19 protein-coding genes are annotated in these 17,689 nt (G+C 69.4%); 9 read left to right on the top strand and 10 right to left on the bottom strand.

The genetic code is table 11. From position 1 onward, the window contains the following. Positions 1–31: 31 nt before the first annotated feature. On the bottom strand, positions 32–898 hold the full coding sequence (locus tag CQ045_RS14465; protein WP_219844432.1) for a nucleoside hydrolase: 867 nt from the start codon (positions 896–898) through the stop codon (positions 32–34). A gap of 118 nt (positions 899–1,016) precedes the next feature. Here CQ045_RS14465 and CQ045_RS14460 point away from each other — a divergent pair, with 118 nt between their 5' ends. Both CQ045_RS14460 and CQ045_RS14455 read left to right on the top strand, forming a co-directional pair. Further along, positions 1,017–2,423, top strand: a complete 1,407-nt coding sequence (locus CQ045_RS14460; protein WP_181156581.1) for an MFS transporter — start codon at positions 1,017–1,019, stop codon at positions 2,421–2,423. Positions 2,424–2,458: 35 nt separating this feature from the next. Beyond that, entirely contained in the window at positions 2,459–3,376 is a 918-nt protein-coding gene (locus tag CQ045_RS14455) for a cation diffusion facilitator family transporter (protein ID WP_105724902.1), read from the top strand. Positions 3,377–3,437: 61 nt separating this feature from the next. On the opposite strand, the gene CQ045_RS19075 is transcribed toward CQ045_RS14455, so the two are convergent. After that, on the bottom strand, positions 3,438–4,028 hold the full coding sequence (locus CQ045_RS19075) for a MarR family winged helix-turn-helix transcriptional regulator (RefSeq protein WP_258131079.1): 591 nt from the start codon (positions 4,026–4,028) through the stop codon (positions 3,438–3,440). A 103-nt stretch (positions 4,029–4,131) separates the two neighbouring features. On the opposite strand from CQ045_RS19075, the gene CQ045_RS14445 reads away from it, so the two are divergent. Beyond that, the gene (locus CQ045_RS14445) at positions 4,132–4,929 is read left to right on the top strand and encodes a hypothetical protein (protein WP_105724900.1); all 798 of its coding nucleotides are present in this window, start codon (positions 4,132–4,134) and stop codon (positions 4,927–4,929) included. A gap of 140 nt (positions 4,930–5,069) precedes the next feature. On the opposite strand, the gene CQ045_RS14440 is transcribed toward CQ045_RS14445, so the two are convergent. Beyond that, positions 5,070–6,413, bottom strand: a complete 1,344-nt coding sequence (locus tag CQ045_RS14440) for an MFS transporter (protein ID WP_181156580.1) — start codon at positions 6,411–6,413, stop codon at positions 5,070–5,072. A gap of 88 nt (positions 6,414–6,501) precedes the next feature. Between CQ045_RS14440 and CQ045_RS14435 the strand changes: the two genes are divergently transcribed. Next, on the top strand, positions 6,502–6,912 hold the full coding sequence (locus CQ045_RS14435; RefSeq protein ID WP_105725018.1) for a helix-turn-helix domain-containing protein: 411 nt from the start codon (positions 6,502–6,504) through the stop codon (positions 6,910–6,912). Continuing rightward, on the top strand, positions 6,909–7,223 hold the full coding sequence (locus CQ045_RS14430; RefSeq protein WP_105724896.1) for an NIPSNAP family protein: 315 nt from the start codon (positions 6,909–6,911) through the stop codon (positions 7,221–7,223). Before CQ045_RS14435 ends, CQ045_RS14430 begins: the two co-directional genes overlap by 4 nt. Before the next feature lie 33 nt (positions 7,224–7,256). On the opposite strand, the gene soxR is transcribed toward CQ045_RS14430, so the two are convergent. Next, positions 7,257–7,697, bottom strand: a complete 441-nt coding sequence (soxR, locus tag CQ045_RS14425; protein ID WP_105724894.1) for a redox-sensitive transcriptional activator SoxR — start codon at positions 7,695–7,697, stop codon at positions 7,257–7,259. 115 nt (positions 7,698–7,812) lie between these two features. On the opposite strand from soxR, the gene CQ045_RS14420 reads away from it, so the two are divergent. From CQ045_RS14420 to CQ045_RS14410, 3 genes are all read left to right on the top strand, one after another. Then, a complete protein-coding gene (locus CQ045_RS14420) occupies positions 7,813–9,255 on the top strand; it encodes an MFS transporter (RefSeq protein ID WP_105724892.1) in 1,443 nt (480 codons plus the stop codon). A 17-nt stretch (positions 9,256–9,272) separates the two neighbouring features. After that, positions 9,273–10,160, top strand: coding sequence for an NAD(P)-dependent oxidoreductase (locus tag CQ045_RS14415; protein ID WP_105724890.1), 888 nt, complete (start codon positions 9,273–9,275; stop codon positions 10,158–10,160). Between the two features lie 127 nt (positions 10,161–10,287). Next, positions 10,288–10,446 (top strand): hypothetical protein, encoded by a 159-nt coding sequence (locus CQ045_RS14410; protein WP_219844431.1) that lies wholly within the window; start codon positions 10,288–10,290, stop codon positions 10,444–10,446. Here CQ045_RS14410 and CQ045_RS14405 read toward each other — a convergent pair whose 3' ends face one another. Beyond that, complete coding sequence (locus tag CQ045_RS14405; RefSeq protein WP_105724888.1) at positions 10,447–10,875, bottom strand: MarR family winged helix-turn-helix transcriptional regulator; 429 nt, start codon at positions 10,873–10,875, stop codon at positions 10,447–10,449. A gap of 70 nt (positions 10,876–10,945) precedes the next feature. Here CQ045_RS14405 and CQ045_RS14400 point away from each other — a divergent pair, with 70 nt between their 5' ends. Further along, the gene (locus CQ045_RS14400; protein WP_105724886.1) at positions 10,946–11,335 is read left to right on the top strand and encodes a hypothetical protein; all 390 of its coding nucleotides are present in this window, start codon (positions 10,946–10,948) and stop codon (positions 11,333–11,335) included. Positions 11,336–11,383: 48 nt separating this feature from the next. Here the strand turns inward: CQ045_RS14400 and CQ045_RS14395 are convergent, their stop codons facing one another. The 5 genes from CQ045_RS14395 to CQ045_RS14375 are packed head-to-tail and all read right to left on the bottom strand — an operon-like array spanning position 11,384 to position 17,670. Continuing rightward, entirely contained in the window at positions 11,384–12,571 is a 1,188-nt protein-coding gene (locus CQ045_RS14395) for a glycoside hydrolase family 1 protein (RefSeq protein ID WP_105724885.1), read from the bottom strand. Beyond that, positions 12,568–14,100 (bottom strand): family 20 glycosylhydrolase, encoded by a 1,533-nt coding sequence (locus CQ045_RS14390; RefSeq protein WP_105724883.1) that lies wholly within the window; start codon positions 14,098–14,100, stop codon positions 12,568–12,570. Before CQ045_RS14390 ends, CQ045_RS14395 begins: the two co-directional genes overlap by 4 nt. Further along, positions 14,097–14,936, bottom strand: a complete 840-nt coding sequence (locus CQ045_RS14385) for an ATP-binding cassette domain-containing protein (protein WP_219844430.1) — start codon at positions 14,934–14,936, stop codon at positions 14,097–14,099. The genes CQ045_RS14390 and CQ045_RS14385 overlap by 4 nt, the downstream gene beginning before the upstream one ends. Next, complete coding sequence (locus CQ045_RS14380) at positions 14,933–16,732, bottom strand: dipeptide/oligopeptide/nickel ABC transporter permease/ATP-binding protein (RefSeq protein WP_105724879.1); 1,800 nt, start codon at positions 16,730–16,732, stop codon at positions 14,933–14,935. Before CQ045_RS14380 ends, CQ045_RS14385 begins: the two co-directional genes overlap by 4 nt. Next, positions 16,729–17,670, bottom strand: a complete 942-nt coding sequence (locus CQ045_RS14375; protein WP_105724877.1) for an ABC transporter permease — start codon at positions 17,668–17,670, stop codon at positions 16,729–16,731. Before CQ045_RS14375 ends, CQ045_RS14380 begins: the two co-directional genes overlap by 4 nt. Positions 17,671–17,689: the final 19 nt, after the last annotated feature.

Below are 17,689 nucleotides of genomic sequence, written 5' to 3'. Positions count from 1 at the left end.
TGGTGTTCGGGTTCGGTCTCGAAGGGGTGGGTCAGGGGCGGATCTGCGCGGCGCGCAGGATCCGGCCGAGGATCTCCGCAGCCACGGCATCCGCATCCATGTCGACGACGATCGAGTGCGGGCCTGCCCCCGGAGTGAAGCGGGTGCGGCCGGCGTCGACCCCGTCCGTCTGCACGGTGATCTCCCCCTGCGCGACCTCGAAGAGATCGGGACGGGCGAGAGTCAGGACGGCGATGGGGTCGTGCGGCACGTTGTAGTCCTGCTCGGCGAACGACCAGAAGCGGCGCATCTCCGCTCCGATCATCGCGCCCAGCGGTCCGGCATCCGCGATGCGGTCGAGTTCGGCGTGTGCGAGTCGGATCCGCTCGGTCTGCTCGAGCCCGACCGCCAGCGTCGGCACTCCCGAGCGGAAGACCGCATCGGCTGCGGCGACGTCGCAGCGAATGTTGTGCTCGACGACGCCCGCGGTGAACTCTCCGCCCATCATGACGATCCGCCGGATGCCGTGACCATCGGTCTCCACCGCGGCAGCGATGTCGGTGAGCGGGCCGATCGCGGCGATGGTCGCGGCCGCGGCGAGCTCGGCGACGCCGTCGCGGTCGGCGGCGTAGGTGTGCGCGGTGAGGTCGGCGATGGTCTCACCTTCATGACCGGGCCACCAGACCTCGCGACCGGAGCGGGTCTCCCGCTCGCCGAGCGCGATCGGCGGAGCCGGACGACCCACCGTCGAGAAGACGGCCGCTACGATCTGCGCACGCAGGTGCACGTCGCCGTATACCGTGCAGACCGCCTCGAGATCGAGCTCTGGACTGCCGAGGATCATCGCGATCGCGAGCAGGTCGTCGACATCCGTCCCGATGTCGGTGTCGAGCGTGAAGGCGGTGGTCGTCATCTGCATGTCCAGGACTCTACACGAGTAGACAGATGTGCTTCAACCCTCTTGTCGGCGCACCACCGCAGTCCGCCCCGCGGCGCGTCGTCACCCGCCGTTCACCGGGCGCGGCCAGACTTCGATCATGAGCGAACCCGAACCTCGCCCGGTCGTTCCGGAGCCCGTGGCGACCGCGAACAGCGGCGCCGTCGCCGTCGTCGGCCTCGATCTGCGCGGCGAGACTCCCGCCCCGAAGAAGCAGGTGTACTCGTGGGCGCTGTGGGACTGGGCGACGCAGCCCTTCAACACCGTCATCCTGACGTTCGTGTTCACGGCGCTCTACCTCGTCGGCGAGGGCTTCCTCCCCGCCGATATCGCCGCCCTCGATACGAACGACCCGGCTCGAATGGCCGCGGAGGCAGACCTCGCCTCCGGCCTGGGGCTCGGCTCGACCATCGCCGCCTTCGGGATCCTGCTGCTCGCCCCGGTGCTCGGACAGCGGGCGGATGCCGCAGGGCGCCAGAAGCTCTGGCTCGGCATCGGCACCGGAGCCCTGATCCTCTGCATGCTCGGCCTGTGGTTCGTCGAGCCCACCCCGAGCCTGTTCTGGCTGGGCGTCGCGCTGATCTCGGCCGCGACCGTGTTCCAGGAGATCGCCGCGGTGAACTCGAACGCGATGCTCATCGGCATCGCGAACCCGAAGAACGTCGGCCGCATCTCGGGGCTCGGGTGGGGCTTCGGCTACCTCGGCGGCATCATCGCCCTGGTGATCGTGGTCGTGCTCGACACCTTCGACTGGTTCGGCATGTCGACCGACAACGGCCTCGCCTATCGGCTGATCGCCGTCGGATGCGCCGTGTGGGCGATCATCTTCAGCATCCCGATCTTCCTCAACGTGCCGGAGCCGTCGCTCGGCCGCCCGGAGCGCAAGGTCGGCTTCTTCGCCTCCTACCCGCTTCTGGTGAAGGACGTCGCGGGGCTGTACCGCAACGAAGAGACGCGGCCCACGTTCTGGTACCTGCTGGCGAGCGCCGTCTTCCGCGACGGCCTCGGGGGCGTGTTCGCATTCGGAGCCATCATCGGCACGGCCGTCTTCACGTTCGACGCGCAGGAGATCATCATCTTCGGCATCGTCGCGAACCTGATCGCCGGCGTCTCCACGATCGCCGCCGGCCGGTTGGACGACCGGCTCGGCCCGAAGCGGATCATCCTCGCATCCATCGGATCGATGATCGTCGCCGGACTCGCGGTCTTCTTCCTGCGCGACGCCGGACCGATAGTGTTCTGGATCGGCGGCCTCATCCTGTGCGCCTTCGTCGGTCCGGCCCAAGCGGCGGCACGCTCGTTCCTGGCCCGCGTCACCCCGGCGGGGCGCGAAGGCGAGATCTTCGGCCTCTACGCCACGACGGGTCGAGCCGCGAGCTGGATGGCGTCCGGCGCCTGGACGGTCCTGATCGTACTGACGAGTCAGACCGCCTACGGCATCCTGGGCATCGTGGTCGTCCTGATCGCCGGCTTCCTGCTGCTGCTCCCGGTGAAGGCGCCCCGCTGAGGCCTGAACGCCCGCGGCGGGAGTAGCCTGACCGCGTGACCGTGATCCTCGCCTTCCTCGCCAACATCCTCGTCGCGGTGGCGAAGACGATCGCCGCGATCATCACCTCCTCGGCGTCGATGGTCGCCGAGGCGGCGCACTCGTGGGCGGATGCCGGCAACGAGGTGTTCCTCCTCATCGCCGACCGCCGAGGCGCGAAGGCGAAGGATGCCCGGCATCCGCTCGGATACGGGCGCAACGCGTTCGTGTGGTCGCTGATCGCCGCGTTCGGCATCTTCACTGCGGGGTCGATCGTGTCGATCATGCACGGCATCCAGGAGCTGTCCGACACCGGCCCCGTCGAGAGCCCGATGGTGGCCTACATCGTGCTGGGCATCTCGTTCGTGCTCGAGGGCGCGTCGTTCACGCAGGCGATGGTGAAGTCGCGCCGCCTCGCCAAGGAGCGCGGGGCCTCGACCTGGGACTTCGTGCTGGAGACGAGCGACACCACGCTCCGCGCCGTGTTCTTCGAGGACTCCGCCGCGCTCATCGGACTGGTCCTGGCCGGCGGCGCCATCGCGATGCATCAGATCACCGGCGTCGCCGCGTGGGATGCCGTCGGCTCGATCCTCGTCGGTGTGCTGCTCGGGGTGGTCGCGGTCATCCTGATCCGGCGGAACATCGCCTTCCTCGTCGGCGCTTCGGCCGCCCCCGAGCTTCGGGCCCGGGTCGGCACCGCCCTGTTGAGCCTCGATCGGATCGAACGGGTCACCTACCTGCACATCGAGTACGTGGGACCGAACCGGCTGTTCATCGTGGCCGAGATCGACCTGGCCGGCGACGCCCGCGAGCACGACGTGGCACGGCGCCTGCGCGAGGTCGAGCAGCGGATCGAGGCGCACGAGGCGGTCGAGACCGTCGTGCTGTCGCTCTCGGTCGACGACGAACCCTCACTCGACTTCGCGCACGTGTAGAAGTCGGAGCTGCCCGTCGTCGGCGAACTCGTTCAGCGCTGCCGGTCGTCGGCGAACTCGTTCAGCGCTGCCAGTTGTCGGCGAGCTTGTTCAGCAGCCGGGCGAGTTCGGCGCGCTCGTCATCGGTGAAGGACGAGAGTGCGGTCGAGAGCATCTCCCGGCGTTCGCCGCGCATGCCGCGGGCGAGTCGGCGCCCCTCGTCGGTCAACGCGATCCGGGTGCGACGCGCGTCGTCGGGGTCGGCCTCGCGCCGCACGTAGCCGTGGTCGACGCCCTGCTGCACCAGTCGCGAGGCACGCGGCTGGTCGACCCCGATCGCCGTACCCAGCGCGCTCACACTGAGCGGGGTGGATGCGGCGGCGAGCGCCTCGAGCATCCGCATGCGGGCAGGTCCCCCGAGGCGTCCGGAGGGATCGGCCATCCACGGCGGCATCCCGGGGTGTCCGCGGTGGTGCTCGAAGTGATCGCGCGGGTCCTCCCCCGGCCCGCCACCGTGGGGCCCTCCGCGCCAACCGTGGGGGCCACCGTGTCCACGTCCGCCGGATCCCCGCTCACCGGGACCACCCGGACGACGACCCCGCAGACGGGACAGCGCCCTGGCGATGGCTTCGGCGGGATCCTGCGCGGCGGAGTCGTGCGGTTCGGTGGTCACGTCTTGATTTTACATGCGACTTGACATGTATAACGACTCCATGTCACACTACATGTACATGCACTGTGACATCCACATGCACACTGACAACCAAGGACTTCCCATGAACACCTCTGAATCACAGAACCCCGAGAACACCACCCGCCCCTTCGGCTACTGGCTGAAGGCCGCCGACCGCCTGATGGCGGCCGAGTTCGCCGCCGCCTTCGACGGAGAGCATGCGAGCCGCCGTGATTGGCGGATCCTCAACATCGTCGACGGCACGGTCGCGTCCGACCGCCCGCTGAACGCGCACAAGCTGCACGGACTCGTCGAGCGCGGCTGGGTCGCCTCCGAGGGCGACGGCTGGACGCTCACCGACGAGGGACGTGCGGCGAAGGAGCGCCTCGGCGCCCTCGTCGACGGCATCCGCGCGAAGGTGTCGAGCGCCGTCTCCGACGAGGAGATGGCCACGACTCTCGCGTCGCTCGAGAAGATCGCCCGCGCCTTCGGCTGGGACGAGGAGACACCTCTTCCCCGCGGCCGTCGACACGGCTTCGGCGGACCGCGCCACGGCCGGGGCTTCCCGCGCGGGTTCGGTCGCGGCTTCGGTGCCGGCTTCGGTGCCGGTCACGACCGCGGCTTCGAGCACGGACACGACTCCGAGCACGGGCGCGACCGCGGCTTCGGCCCCGGACACGGGTTCGGGCCCGGACACGGATTCGGGCCGGATGCCGACTCCGAGCACGGATGCCGCGACGGCGAGCCGGGCTCGGACCACCGCGACCACGGACGCGGTCGCGGCCACGGACACCCCGGGCACGGCCACCGCGGCCATGGCCCGCACCGTGCCGAGCGGATCGCTCAGCATGCGTTCGAGCGCGGTTTCGACGCGGGCTTCACCCGCGGGCGCGACGCCTGACGCCTGCTCCGCTCCGAACCACACAAGGTCGAGCCACCCTGTTCCGTGCGAGCCACCCTCTTGAGTGCGAACTCAAGAGGGTGGCTCGCGTATAGGGGGGTGGCTCGGCGAGGTGGGCAGGACGGCGGCGGCTTCGGAAGTCAGCGCGAAGCGCGCCGCACCAGCGGGACGACGGCAGCAGCCGTCACCACGACGGCCGCCACGAGCACCGCCGCCACGAAACCGCCCGTGACGAGGACGGCGGCGATGGTCCCGAACACCGCGATGCCGAGCCCGCCTCCGAGCGCGAATCCCACCTCCTGGATCGCGCCCACCTGTCCGGCCTGATCCTCGGTCGTCACCTCGAACAGGGCGGTGGCGGCGAGCGTCGCTCCGACTCCGAAGCCCAGACCCACCAGCACGAGCGGCACCGCCACTACGGCGGGATCGAACGCGAGCCAGACCAGCCCCACCGCCTGCAGCATCAGCGCCAGGACGGTGAGGGCGTTCGCCGAGAGCCAGCGCAAGGCGAGCGGCGCCACGACACCGCCGATCGCGATGGCTACGGCCTGCGGCAGCAGTGCGATGCCCGCTTCAGCTGCACTCTGGCCCCGCGAGTCCTGCAGGTGCAGGCTCACCAGCAGCACCGACGCCGACGACACTCCGCTGCTCACGATGATCCGGATGATCGCGGGACTGAACCCGGGCATGCGGAACAGTCCGGTGTCGATGAGCGGGTCCCGCAACCGCCGCTGCCTGCGCACGAAGAACACCAGGCTCAGGATCGCGACCACGGCAGCGACCCCCGCCGACACCGGCGCCGCGAGAGCCTCGTGGAGCGCGAACACCAGAGCACCGAGCGCGACGATCGACGACAGGATGCTGGGCACATCCCACGAGGGCCGCAGCGAGCTGCGCGAATCGGGCACCAGCCACAGCGCCAGCACGCCGGCGAGCACCGCGAGCGGCACACTGCCCAGCAGCAGCCAGCGCCACCCCGGCCCCTCCGCCAGCACTCCACCGAGCACCGGCCCGAGCGCACTGCCCGTGCCGAAGGTCGCCGTCCACAGCCCGTATGCGAGCACACGTTCGCGCGCCTGGAACTTGGCGCCGATGGTCGCGACGACACCTGCGATGACGAACGCCTCGGCGACTCCCAGCAGGGCGCGCACGACGATGAGCACCAGCCCGCTGGTGGCGAGCCCGCCGACCACATTGAGGACCGCGAACCCCGCCAAGCCGATCAGGATGATGGTCTTGCGCCCGAACGCATCGCCGATCCTGGCGGCGACGATCAGGGTCGCCGCCAGGGACAGCGCGTACACGTCGACGAGCCAGAGTCCTTCTGTGCCGCTCAGGCCGAGGTCGCCGCGGATCGCGGGGAGGGCCGTCGAGACACTGCTGATCGCGAGGGCGCCGATGAGCACCCCGAGCAGGAGCGGGACCATCGCGAACCAGAGACGGACGGACGAACGGGTGCTGACGAGAGTGGGGGTGGAAGTCACGGTCTCAGTCTGTAAAGTACAGGCAGAGGCCACAAGTACGGTCATTTCTGATACGTACTGACACTTTGGATACCAAGGGAGCCGTACCGTGCGTGAGAAGACCGAGCGGATCGTCCGCGAGTGGACCGAGACCTGCGACGCCGAGGTGTCGATCGCGGTGCTCGGAGGGGCCTGGAAGCCCAGCATCCTGACTCTGCTCGGCGAGCACGAGGTGCTGCGCTTCGGCGAGCTCGGGCGCCTCCTGGAGAACCCGACCGCTCGCGTGCTCACCCGACAGCTGCGCGAGCTCGAGGAGGACGGCCTCATCACGCGGACCGTATACCGGGAGGTGCCGCCCAAGGTCGAGTATCGACTCAGCGAGCTCGGCGCGAGCGCCGGGCACCTGCTGACGGAGCTGACGCGGTGGGGCACCCTCTACGCCGGTCGGCAGCGGAACGCCGTGGACGAGCGTCTCGTCGCGGAGGCCACGCGCGAGCCGCTGAGCGAGGCGACCGCGTGATCACGTGCGTCGTGACGTACACGATCGACCCCGCCCGGATCGAGGCCTTCGAGGCGTTCGCGCGCGCATGGATGGACCTCGTGGATCGCCACGGCGGCATCCATCACGGATACTTCCTGCCGTCCGAGGGAGCCAGCGACGAAGCCCTCGCGCTGTTCACCTTCCCCTCCCTCGCGGATTACGAGGTGTACCGGACGAGGTTCGGCGTCGATCCGGAGTTCATCGCGGCCGACCGCATCCGCGACGAGAGCGGATGCGTGCTGCGCTACGAGCGCACGTTCATGCGGCCGCTGCTGCCGTCGGACCTCTGACCGAGGAGTCGACCGGCCCCCGGCGGACCGGCGTCAGATGCGGCGCGGTCCCGGCCCGTCGATGCCGAGCGCATCGTCGGGGTTCAGCAGACGGCACGCCTTGAGCGACAGGCAGCCGCAGCCGATGCAGCCGGTGAGCTCGCGCCGCAGGTGCTCGAGCTGCGTGCGTCGGAGGTCGAGCTGCTCGCGCCACAGTTTCGCGACCCGCTGCCAGTCGCGCTGCGAGGGCGGCTCATCCGTCGGCAGGCTCTGGAACACCTCGTGCACGTCGGTGAGAGGGATGCCGAGGCGCTTCGCGACCACGATGAGCGAGATCCGTCGCAGCATGTGACGCCGATAGCGGCGCTGATTGCCCGCGGTCCGCGTCGACACGATGAGCCCGAGCTGCTCATAGAAGTGCAACGCCGTCGCGGGCACGCCGCTGCGGCGGACGACCTCGCCGATCGCCAGCAGATCGTCGGGTTCCAACGACATCCGCACCCCCTCTTGACCTCGAGTTTACTCGAGGTATTAGCGTGACGATCGGCCGCCGAGGGACGGCGCCGCCGGGCGGATGACCGCCTGCTTCCGACGCCACGAAGGGCACCCCATGACCCACACCCCCGAGCGCAGCGCCACCGCAGGGAGCTGGCGCGAACTCCTCGGCAGCCGCTACGCCCCGATCGCCTCGGTCCTCGCGGGAGGCGTGCTCCTCGAGGCGAGCAACGTGTACCTCACCACCAGCCTGCTCCCCACGATCGTCGGAGATATCGGCGGCGCGGAGTTCTACGCCTGGACGATGATGACGTTCCTCCTGGCATCCGTCGTCAGCGCGATGATGGTGAGCAGGATCCTCACGCAGCAGGGCGCCGTACGCGCCTACCTGCTCGCCCTCGGCCTGTTCGCGCTCGGGTCGCTGCTGTGCGCCGCGAGTCCGTGGATGTGGGCGCTGCTCTCCGGCCGCGCCGTGCAGGGACTAGGCGGCGGACTGCTGGGCGGCCTGGGTTACGCGCTCATCCAGCGCGCCCTGCCCGAGCGGCTCTGGGCTCGAGGCGCGGCACTCGTCTCGGCCATGTGGGGCGTGGGCAACATCGTCGGCCCCGTCGTGGGCGGCGTGTTCGCGCAGTTGGACGCCTGGCGGGTGACGTTCGTCGGGCTCGCCGTCGTCTCCGCACTGATCGGCATCGTCGTGGTGCGCGCCCTGCCGAGGACCGCCCGAGCCCGTTCGAGTGAGTCGATACCGTGGACCTCGCTCGTCCTCCTCTCCGGCGGTGTCGCCGCCGTCGGCATCGCGAGCGTCGTCCCCACCGGCCTCGGCACCGGGGCCGCCCTGGTCGTCGGCGCCGTGCTGGGCGGATGGTTCCTGCGTCACGAGCGCCGCGGGCGCACCGGCATCCTCCCTCGTGTCACGTTCGTCTCCGGCTCGTCTCTGGGCTGGGTGTACCTGACGGTCGCGGTGCTGGCGTTCGCGATCGGCACCGAAGCGTTCATCCCGCTGTTCGGCCAGGAGATCGGCGGGCTGATGCCGTTCGTCGCCGGCCTGCTCGGCGCCGCGCTCTCGCTCGGCTGGTCCGTCACACAGATCTTCACGGCGAACGCGACGGGGATCCGCTCCCGTCGCGCGCTCATCACGATCGGCCCCCTCGTCGTCGCCGCGGGCCTCGCCTCGTTCGGCCTGCTCCAGCAGCAGGGCCCGTCCGCGCTCGTCATCACCCTGTGGTTCGTCACCCTGTTCCTCGCCGGCGCAGGTATCGGGCTCAGCTTCCCGCACCTGACCGTCGCCGCACTGGGCAGCACCTCGGGCGAGGAGGAGGGAGCGAAGGCGGCCGCCGCCGTGAACACCGTCTTCATCATCGCGAGCGCGTTCAGTGCCGCCCTGGCCGGAGTCCTGGTCAACCTCGCAGCCCCTGACCACGTCGCGTCGGCGCAGCTGCTGATGTTCGTCTTCGCCGGAATCACCGCGCTCGGCGCGTTCATCGCGCGCGGCGCCAGTTGGGGAATCGGTCTCGCCCGCGAGGACGAGCACGCGTCCACCACCCCGGCAACCGACTGAACGAAAGGAACAGACACATGAGCACGGATAGGAACACGAGAAGCGCCACGCGGGTCACGGTGGTCGGCCTCGGCAAGATGGGCTCCGCGATCGCGAAGGCCCTCCTCGATCATGGTCACCCCACGACCGTCTGGAACCGCACCGCGAGCAAGGCGGCTCCGCTGGCCGCGGCCGGCGCCGAGGCCGCCCCGACGGCGGCGGATGCTGTGGCGGCGAGCCCGCTCGTCATCCTGTGCCTGCTCGACAGCGCCGCGGTGGACGCGGTGCTCGGACCGCTCGACGGGGCGGTGGAGGGGAAAGTCGTGGTGAACGCGACCAGCGGCTCCCCCGCGCAGGCGCGACGCATCGCGGAGTGGGCCCGCACGCACGGCGCGAGGTACGTGGACGGGGGGATCATGGGAGACCCGGCGGAGGTCGGCACACCGAACGTCCTGCTCTCGTTCAGCGGCGATCGCGACGGCTTCGACGCCCACCGCGAGGTGCTGGACGACCTCGGCACCCTCACCTACTACGGCGAGGATGCGGGACTGGCCGCCGTCGAGTTCCTCGCTCAGGTCGCGGTCGGCTACGAGTTCCTCCTGGGTCTGCTGCACACGTTCGCCCTGGTGAAGGCGGAAGGCGCCGACGTCGAGGGGTTCGCCGCACGCGTCGCCGGTTCGGTCGGCGGCTACGTGCCCCTGGTCAACGCCTTCGGGGCCGCTGTGACGAGCGGGCAGTACGGCCCCGACCTCGGCCCGCTCTCCGTGCAGGCGGCGCTGATGGACGACCTGATCGACCACCGCGAGTCCCTCGGCGTCGACACCCTGCGCATGCGCGAGGTCAAGCGCCTGATGGACCGGCGCATCGCCGACGGCCACGGCGACCAGGGGTTCTCGAGCCTGTTCGAGCTGCTCGGCGGCGAGTGAGCGGCGCGATGCCGTGCGCCGCCCCGAGGTCAGGGCCGCGGCATCCGAGAGGCATCGGCGTGGTCGACGAGAGCGATCTCCTCGCGGAGGATGCGCTCGCGCAGCGACCGACGGCGACACCGTACTCGTGCTGATCGGCTTCGCCGTCGCTTACACGGGGATCGGCCCGGTGGCGGCGCTCGCGACCGACCTGGTGGTCGGGTCGGCTCCGCCGGAACGGGCCGGATCGGCGTCGGCGCTCAGCGAGACGAGCACGGAGATCGGGGGGTCGCTCGGCATCGAGTGATCAGGCGGGATCCGCGCCGCTTCCGAGCCGCCTGACCATGTCGAGGAACCCGGCGCGCTCCTCTTCCGCCAACGGCGCGAGGAAACGCTCCTGAGCGTGGTCGACGACCGCATCGAGACGGGCGAGCTCGGCGCGGCCGGGAGCGGTGAGCGCGACCAGGATCCGGCGCCGGTCCGAGGGATGCGGCGCACGCGTGACGAAGCCGCTCGCCTCGAGGGCGACGAGGGCGACCGAGACGTCGCTGCGATCGAGTTCGGCGGCTCGACCGAGGTCGGCCTGACTGATCGGCCCTGCTTCCTCGACCGCGGCGAGGAGTCGATAGTGGTACGCACGGGCGCCCGCGTCGGCGAAGAGTTCCTGCAGCAGCGCGTGCGCGCGGAGGTGCGCGCGGCTGACCCACCAGGTCGCCCTGCCCTCGAGTCGGTCCATGGCGTCACTCTACTCGTTGGTGATACCAATGATCTGTTATCGTTGGCGACACCAACGATATGGAGAAGTCATGATCCCCTTCGGACCCCCACTCATCGGACAGACCGAGAAGGCGCTGGGCGCTCTGCTGCAGACCGTCCTCGCCCGCCGCGACCTCACCGAGCGGGAATGGGTGACCCTGCGGCTCGCCTCGCAGTCCGACGGCGACCTCGACGCCTTCGTCGCCGAGCGGCTGCACGATCCGGACGCCGGTCTCCTCATCGCCGCTCTCCGTCGGCGCGGACTCCTCACCGGCTCCTCACTGAGCCCCGAAGGGGCGGCCCTGGTCGCCGACATCGGCGACGAGATCGCGGCGCTCACCCGGCCGCTCTGGGAAGACATCGAGCCGCAGGATGCCGAGGCCGCGGCGCGCGCGCTGAACATCGTCCTCGAACGGACCAGGGCGGTGCTGCGGGGGTGAGGCCGCCGGCCCCTCGAACGGAGGGGCCTCATCCGCGGGATCTCCGCATCACAGACGACGGTCGGCGGCGAGCGCTCCCAGCCAGGCGAGAGAAGGCTTCGGGGTGCGGGCGAAGGTCTCCCTGTCGACCGCGATCAGCCCGAATGTGGGCTCCCAGTTGCCCCACTCGAAGTTGTCGAGCAGGCTCCAGTGGAGGTATCCGCGCACATCGATCCCCTCCTCGAGACAACGGCCGAGACCCTGCAACGCGTCGCGGGTGTACGCGATCCGCTGCGAGTCATCGCGAGTCGAGATGCCGTTCTCCGTGACGAGCATGGGGACTCCGGGGATCACATCAGCGGTATGGCGGATCGCCTCTTCGAGCGCAGCGGGGTAGTACTCCCAGCCGGTGGTGGTGCGCGCGACGTGCGCTTCCGGTTCCACCTTCCCCTCCGGGCCGAAGACCGTGCGGGTGTAGGCCTGGACGCCGATGTGATCATCTTCCGCCGCCGCGCGCAGCCACACGTCCTCGATCGCCTCCCGGTACGCCGATGCGCGCTCCTCACCTCCGTCGACGAACTGCACCGCCTGGTTCGCCACCGACCACCCGACACGGAGTCCCCGGTGGCGGGTGTGCAGGAACTCTCTAGCTCCCTGGTGCACCCGGATGAGTGCATCCCTCACCCCTTCGTGCGGTAGCGGGAGCCCGCCCCCGAGACCGTTGTCGAGGTGGGCGTCTCCGGCGAGCACGCGGTGCATGATCGCGACCATGTTCGGCTCGTTGATCGTGATGACGCGTTCCACACCCGCGTCCAGTACGGGCGCGATCCGTTCGAGATAGGAGACGAAGCGTCGAGTGGCATCGGAATGCAGCCATCCGCCGCCGTCGACGAACCACGCGGGGTTGGTGAAGTGGTGCAGTGTGACGATCGGCTCCAGGCCACGCTCCCTCGCGCCGACAACCATCCGGCGATAGTGCTCGACGGCCTCGTCGGAGAACTCGCCGTTCACCGGCTCGATGCGAGACCATTCGATGCTGAAGCGGTATGCCTGCAGCCCTGCGGCGGCGAGAAGATCCATGTCCTCTGGCCACCGATGGAAGCTGTCGCAGGCTGAGCCGCTGGGCTGGAGGCGATCCGGGTGCGCTTGCTCGTATGCCCACCAGTCGCTGGCGGTGTTGCCGCCCTCGATCTGGTGCGCGGCGGTCGATGCGCCGACGATGAAGCCGTCCGGTAGAGCGGGGGTGTCCGCGCTCATGCGCCGAAGACCTCGACGGAGCGGTAGTACGACTCGAACCCGAGTCGTTCCCAGACCGAGGCCTGGGCGGCCGCGGCGGCGATGACATCCTTCCGATCGGCGCTCTCATCCCAAGCGCGCTGGGCGATCAGCGCCAACCGTGGGAGCAGCAGGGTGGCGACATCGTCGAAGTCGCGCACGGTCTCGCACCACAGCGCCGCTTCGATGCCGGCGACCCGGACACCGGCGTCGACGATGTCCTCCTGCGTCGACGGAGACCACTCCAGCACGGAGGTCGTCGAGGTCGCGTCGTAGCCCGGATTGCCCAGGCGCGCCCAGACATCATCCTGGGCGCGGTCACGGCTCGAGTCGGATGTTCGGCGATCGAGGTACAGCGGATCGCTGGATGAGACGATGGTGGGGATTCCCGCCGCACCGATGAGAGCCGCATCCTCGACCGAGAGCGCGAATAGCTCGGCCGCCTGGGTGAGGAGCGGGTGATACTCCTCCGGGAACGTCCTCTTCGCCTTGTCGAGGTCGAAGCGATCGCGCTCCGCGATCCACAACTGCACGAGGTCGCGATCTCCGAGCGCGTCCGCCCGCACCGCTTCCTGCCAGCCGAGAGGGGTGCGGCCGAGGCCCCGGATCACCTCGGCGCTGGCTCGAACGAACCGCACGTACTCGTCGTGCGGCGCCCCGAAGGCCTCGTCTCCCCCGAGATGCAGATACGGGCTCGCGAAGTGCTCGGCGAGCACCGCGAAGCCGTCCCGCACGAACCCGGCGACCCCGGCTCCGCCCCAGGTGAGGTAGCGGACGAACGGGTGGTCGCCTTCGACGACCTCGATGCCATCCACCTCGACGAGCGACGCGGCGACATGCCCCGGGACGTCGATCTCAGGCACGATCGTCACGTATCGAGCGCGCGCGTAGTCCTCCAGCACGCTGAGGTCTTTCAGCGAGTAGGACTCCCCCGGAGCAGCGACGCCGGGGTGGTCGGGAACCTCGAAGCGCCACGCCTGCGAGTCGGTGAGGTGCAGGTGCAGCACGTTCATCTTGTGCACGGCGAGGAGGTCGATGATCCGGGTGACCTCCTCGACCGGGAACCACCGTCGCACGACATCCAGCGAGAGCCCGCGCCAGCCGTGATCCGGGTGGTCGTCGACGTGCAGGGCGGGGAGGGTGCCGTCGGTGACAGCCCCGACGATCGTGAGGAGTCCACGGAACGCGCCCTCCCCACTCGCCGCGGTGAGCAGCAGCCCATCCTCTTCGACGCGGATCCGATAGGCCTCGGATTCGCCGCGGCGGTCAGCGGGACGCGGGTCCGCGCCCGTCGGTGCTGAGGTTCCTGCGTCGTCGTATCGGAGCACGACATCGGCATCCTCATCGACCACGACGATCACGATTCCGAAGGCGGCTGAACTCACGGCGGAGGCGGCCTCGATCATCGACGACGGCGCGGTGCGCACGCGCAGAACGCCATCGCGGAGCCCACGCAGCGTGCCACTCGCCTCCATACTCTTCGGAAGCGGGATGATTTCGGTGACGGTCATGCGGTGGCCTCTCTTCGGAATGTCTGATCGAATGCCTCACGACGTGCACGCTGGCGAGCGGGGTCGACGACAGGGGCGGCGAGCAGCAGCTTTCGGGTGTAGTCGTTCTGCGGGTTCTCGGTGACCTCCACGGTGTCGCCGTGCTCCACGATCTCCCCGCGATAGATCACCGCCACGCGGTGGCTCATGTGGCGGACCACCGTGAGATCGTGCGAGATGAAGAGGTAGGACACCCCCGTGTCTTCCTGGATCTCAGTGAGCAGCTCGAGCACGCGCGACTGCGTCGTGAGATCGAGGGCGGAGACCGGCTCGTCGCACACGATGAGCTTCGGCGCGAGCGCGAGTGCCCGTGCGATCGCGATGCGCTGGCGCTGGCCGCCGGAGAACTCGCGAGGGAGCCGCCCCGTCGCCGATGACGGCAGCTTGACACGGTCGAGGAGCTCCACGACCCGCACGCGGGCTCGCGCTCCTGAGACGCCCTGCGCGATGAGCGGCTCGGCAAGCGTGTCACCGATGGTGAGCGCAGGGTTGAGCGAAGTGTACGGATCCTGGAACACCACCTGGATGTCTCGCGAGAGCTCGCGGCGACGCCGACGCCGCGCGGTGTCGATACGCGTCCCCTCGAAGGTGATGGTCCCGGCGTCGATCGGGACGAGTCCGAGCACGGCACGACCGATCGTCGTCTTCCCCGAGCCGGACTCGCCGACCAGCCCCAGCGTCTCGCCTCTTCGGATGTCGAGGGAGACGCCCCTGAGCACCTCGTTGCGCGGCGCGCGCAAACCCTTCCCGGGGAAGGACACCCGCACCTGATCGATGGACAGCAGCGGAGCGATCATCGCACTCCTTCCTTCGCGGTCGTTTCTTGCCATGGCGAGCGCGTCACAGCTTCATCGGGCACCGCGGCGACGAGCTGCTGCGTGTACGGATCGCGGGGGCGGGTGAGAACGTCATCCACCGCTCCCTCTTCGACGATCCGGCCGCCGTTCATCACCGCGACCCGATCGCACAGATCGGCCACGACGCCGAGGTTGTGGGTGACGATGAGCACGCCGACACCACGCTCATCACGGAGCCTGCGCAGAATGCCGAGGACTTCGGCCTGCACGGTGACGTCGAGCGCCGTGGTCGGCTCGTCGGCGATCAGCAGATCCGGATCCGTGGACAACGCACCGGCGATCAGCACACGCTGAGCCATTCCGCCGGAGATCTCGTGCGGGTAGGAGGAGAACACTCGCGCGGGGTCGGCGATCTCGACGGCGGCGAGCAGTTCCAGCACCCGGGAACGGGCAGCAGCCGCCCCGACTCCGCTGACGCGGAGGGGCTCGGTCAGCTGCGAGCCGACGGTGAACGACGGGTCGAGGTTGCTCATCGGCTCCTGCGGCACGTAGCCCAGCGCGCGACGCGATCGCCGTGCGGTGTCTGCAGGAGCGTCGACGACCTCGGCGCCCTGGATCAGGATGCTCCCGGCGCTGACATATCCCCCGGCGGGAATGATACCCAGCGCGGAGAAGGCCGTCTGGCTCTTGCCGGACCCGGATTCGCCGACGAGTCCGACGATCTGGCCTCGCGCCACGTCGAGATCGACGCCGTGGACCACCTCGATGTCGTCATTCTCCGCCTGCCGGTACGCCACCCGGAGTCCGCGGATGGAGAGCAGATCGCCACGCCCCTGGCCCGGGAGCTCGGCCCTCGAGGCCGAGCGGTCTCGCGACGCCTGATCGCGGGAGCGCCGCGATACCGACCGCAGCTCTCCACCGCGGTCGTCGAGGGCGTCGCGGACGCCGGATGCGAGGAGGACCAGTGCCGCGCTGGTGAGCCCGAGCGCGAGGCCCGGCCACACCAGCAGCAGAGGCGCCCGATTGAAGTTCGTGAAGGCCTCGTTGAGCATCGCGCCCCAGGTGGGGATGTTGCCGCTGCCGATCCCGATGAACTCGAGCCCGGCCTGCAGCCCGATCGCGATGCCGGCCACGAGCGCGATCTGGATGATGACGGGGGCACGCACGACCGTGAGCACATGACGGCCGATGATCCGGGCGTCCGAGAGTCCGGAGACGCGTGCGGCGTCGACATAGAGCTCTCCACGCACTGCCGCGACGGCGCCACGTACGAGCCGGAAGAACGAGGGGGCGACGAGGAAGCCGAGCACGATCATGAGCACCCACACCGTGGGGCCGAGCACGGCCCTCGATGCCAGCAGGATGATCATGGCCGGAAGGGACATGACCAGGTTCGTCACCCAGTTGGACGCCGAATCGAACCAGCCGCCGTAGTACCCCGCGAGCAGACCGGACGGGAGCCCGACGACCAGAGCGACGACAAGGGCGATGACCGCTCCCCCCATCGTGTTCTGCGCCCCGTAGAGCAGGCGGGAAAGGACGTCGCGGCCCGCCGAGTCGAACCCGAGGAGATGACCGGCCTCCGGGCCGCCGAACGCGTTCTTCGGAACGGCGAAGTTCGCGTCGAAGGGTGCGAGGAGCGGCGCGAAGATCGCTGCGAGCACGATCAGGGCGAGCACGATCGCCGCGGCCACCGTGAGCGGCCGCGAGAGCAGCGCACGCCAGACGCCCCGCGGACGGATCTCGCGCAGTGCCGCGGTGGTGTCCGCGACGGGTGCGATGGTCTCGGTGGTCATGACACTCTCGCCTTCGGAAGCAGCCAGCCGATGCCGAGATCGACGAGCAGGTTGACGATGACGACTCCGATGGCGGAGAGCATCACCAGGCCCATGATGATCGGGATGTCCCCACGCGTCGTGTACTGGATCGCCATGCTGCCGATGCCGGGCAGACCGAAGATCTGCTCGACGATCACGGCGCCGCCGAGCAGCCCGACGAACTGCATACCGAGCACGGTCAGCGCCGGGGCCGACGCGTTGCGCAGCACGTGACGGAACAGGATGCGGCGCGGCGGCAGTCCGCGAGTTTGCAGGGTGCGGATGTAGTCGGAGCGGACCACTTCGATGACCGAGGAGCGCACCTGCTGCGCGATGCCGGCGACGGCGGAGATCGACAGGGCGATCACCGGGAGCGTGATCGTGGAGAGCCATCCGGTGAAGGACTGGGTGATCGGGATATACCCGATCGCCGGAAACCAGCGGAGCTGCACCGCGAACACGATGACGATGACGATGGTCACGAGGAAGCCGGGCAGGGCGTACCCGGCGACACTGAAGATCTGCACGAATCGGTCGATGCGTCCTCGGCGTACTCCCGCCCAGACACCGAGCAGGTAGCCGACGACGGCGGTCACGAGGGTCACACCGATCACGAGACTCAGCGTCACCGGAAGGCGATTCCCGATCGCGATGGTGACCTGCTCGCTGGAGAACCAGGAGCGACCGAGATCGCCCTGCATCGCGTGGGCGAGCCAGTCGAAGAACCGGATGAGGATCGGTCGGTCGAGACCGAGCTGGGCGTTCTTGGAGTCGATCGCGGCCTGCGAGGCGTTGATGCCGAGCAGCTGCCGACCGACGTCCTGATTCGGAATCGACAGCAGGACGAACGTGAGAAGGGCCGTCACGAACAGGAGCACGACGCTGGCGCCGAGTCGTCGCGCGATGAAGCCGACCATGGGGTCTCCGGGGGGACGG

Origin of the sequence: Microbacterium sp. MYb66 (assembly GCF_002979435.1) — a bacterium.
Taxonomy (GTDB): domain Bacteria; phylum Actinomycetota; class Actinomycetes; order Actinomycetales; family Microbacteriaceae; genus Microbacterium.
Note: the sequence above shows the minus strand (reverse complement) of the source record. Positions and strands in the feature narration are given on the sequence as shown.

Coding starts and splice junctions, on each gene's coding strand:
- CQ045_RS14465 (WP_219844432.1), bottom strand. CDS start 898: ATGCAGATGACGACCACCGCCTTCACGCTCGACACCGACATCGGGACG.
- CQ045_RS14460 (WP_181156581.1), top strand. CDS start 1,017: ATGAGCGAACCCGAACCTCGCCCGGTCGTTCCGGAGCCCGTGGCGACC.
- CQ045_RS14445 (WP_105724900.1), top strand. CDS start 4,132: ATGAACACCTCTGAATCACAGAACCCCGAGAACACCACCCGCCCCTTC.
- soxR (WP_105724894.1), bottom strand. CDS start 7,697: ATGTCGTTGGAACCCGACGATCTGCTGGCGATCGGCGAGGTCGTCCGC.
- CQ045_RS14420 (WP_105724892.1), top strand. CDS start 7,813: ATGACCCACACCCCCGAGCGCAGCGCCACCGCAGGGAGCTGGCGCGAA.
- CQ045_RS14415 (WP_105724890.1), top strand. CDS start 9,273: ATGAGCACGGATAGGAACACGAGAAGCGCCACGCGGGTCACGGTGGTC.
- CQ045_RS14405 (WP_105724888.1), bottom strand. CDS start 10,875: ATGGACCGACTCGAGGGCAGGGCGACCTGGTGGGTCAGCCGCGCGCAC.
- CQ045_RS14400 (WP_105724886.1), top strand. CDS start 10,946: ATGATCCCCTTCGGACCCCCACTCATCGGACAGACCGAGAAGGCGCTG.
- CQ045_RS14395 (WP_105724885.1), bottom strand. CDS start 12,571: ATGAGCGCGGACACCCCCGCTCTACCGGACGGCTTCATCGTCGGCGCA.
- CQ045_RS14390 (WP_105724883.1), bottom strand. CDS start 14,100: ATGACCGTCACCGAAATCATCCCGCTTCCGAAGAGTATGGAGGCGAGT.
- CQ045_RS14385 (WP_219844430.1), bottom strand. CDS start 14,936: ATGATCGCTCCGCTGCTGTCCATCGATCAGGTGCGGGTGTCCTTCCCC.
- CQ045_RS14380 (WP_105724879.1), bottom strand. CDS start 16,732: ATGACCACCGAGACCATCGCACCCGTCGCGGACACCACCGCGGCACTG.
- CQ045_RS14375 (WP_105724877.1), bottom strand. CDS start 17,670: ATGGTCGGCTTCATCGCGCGACGACTCGGCGCCAGCGTCGTGCTCCTG.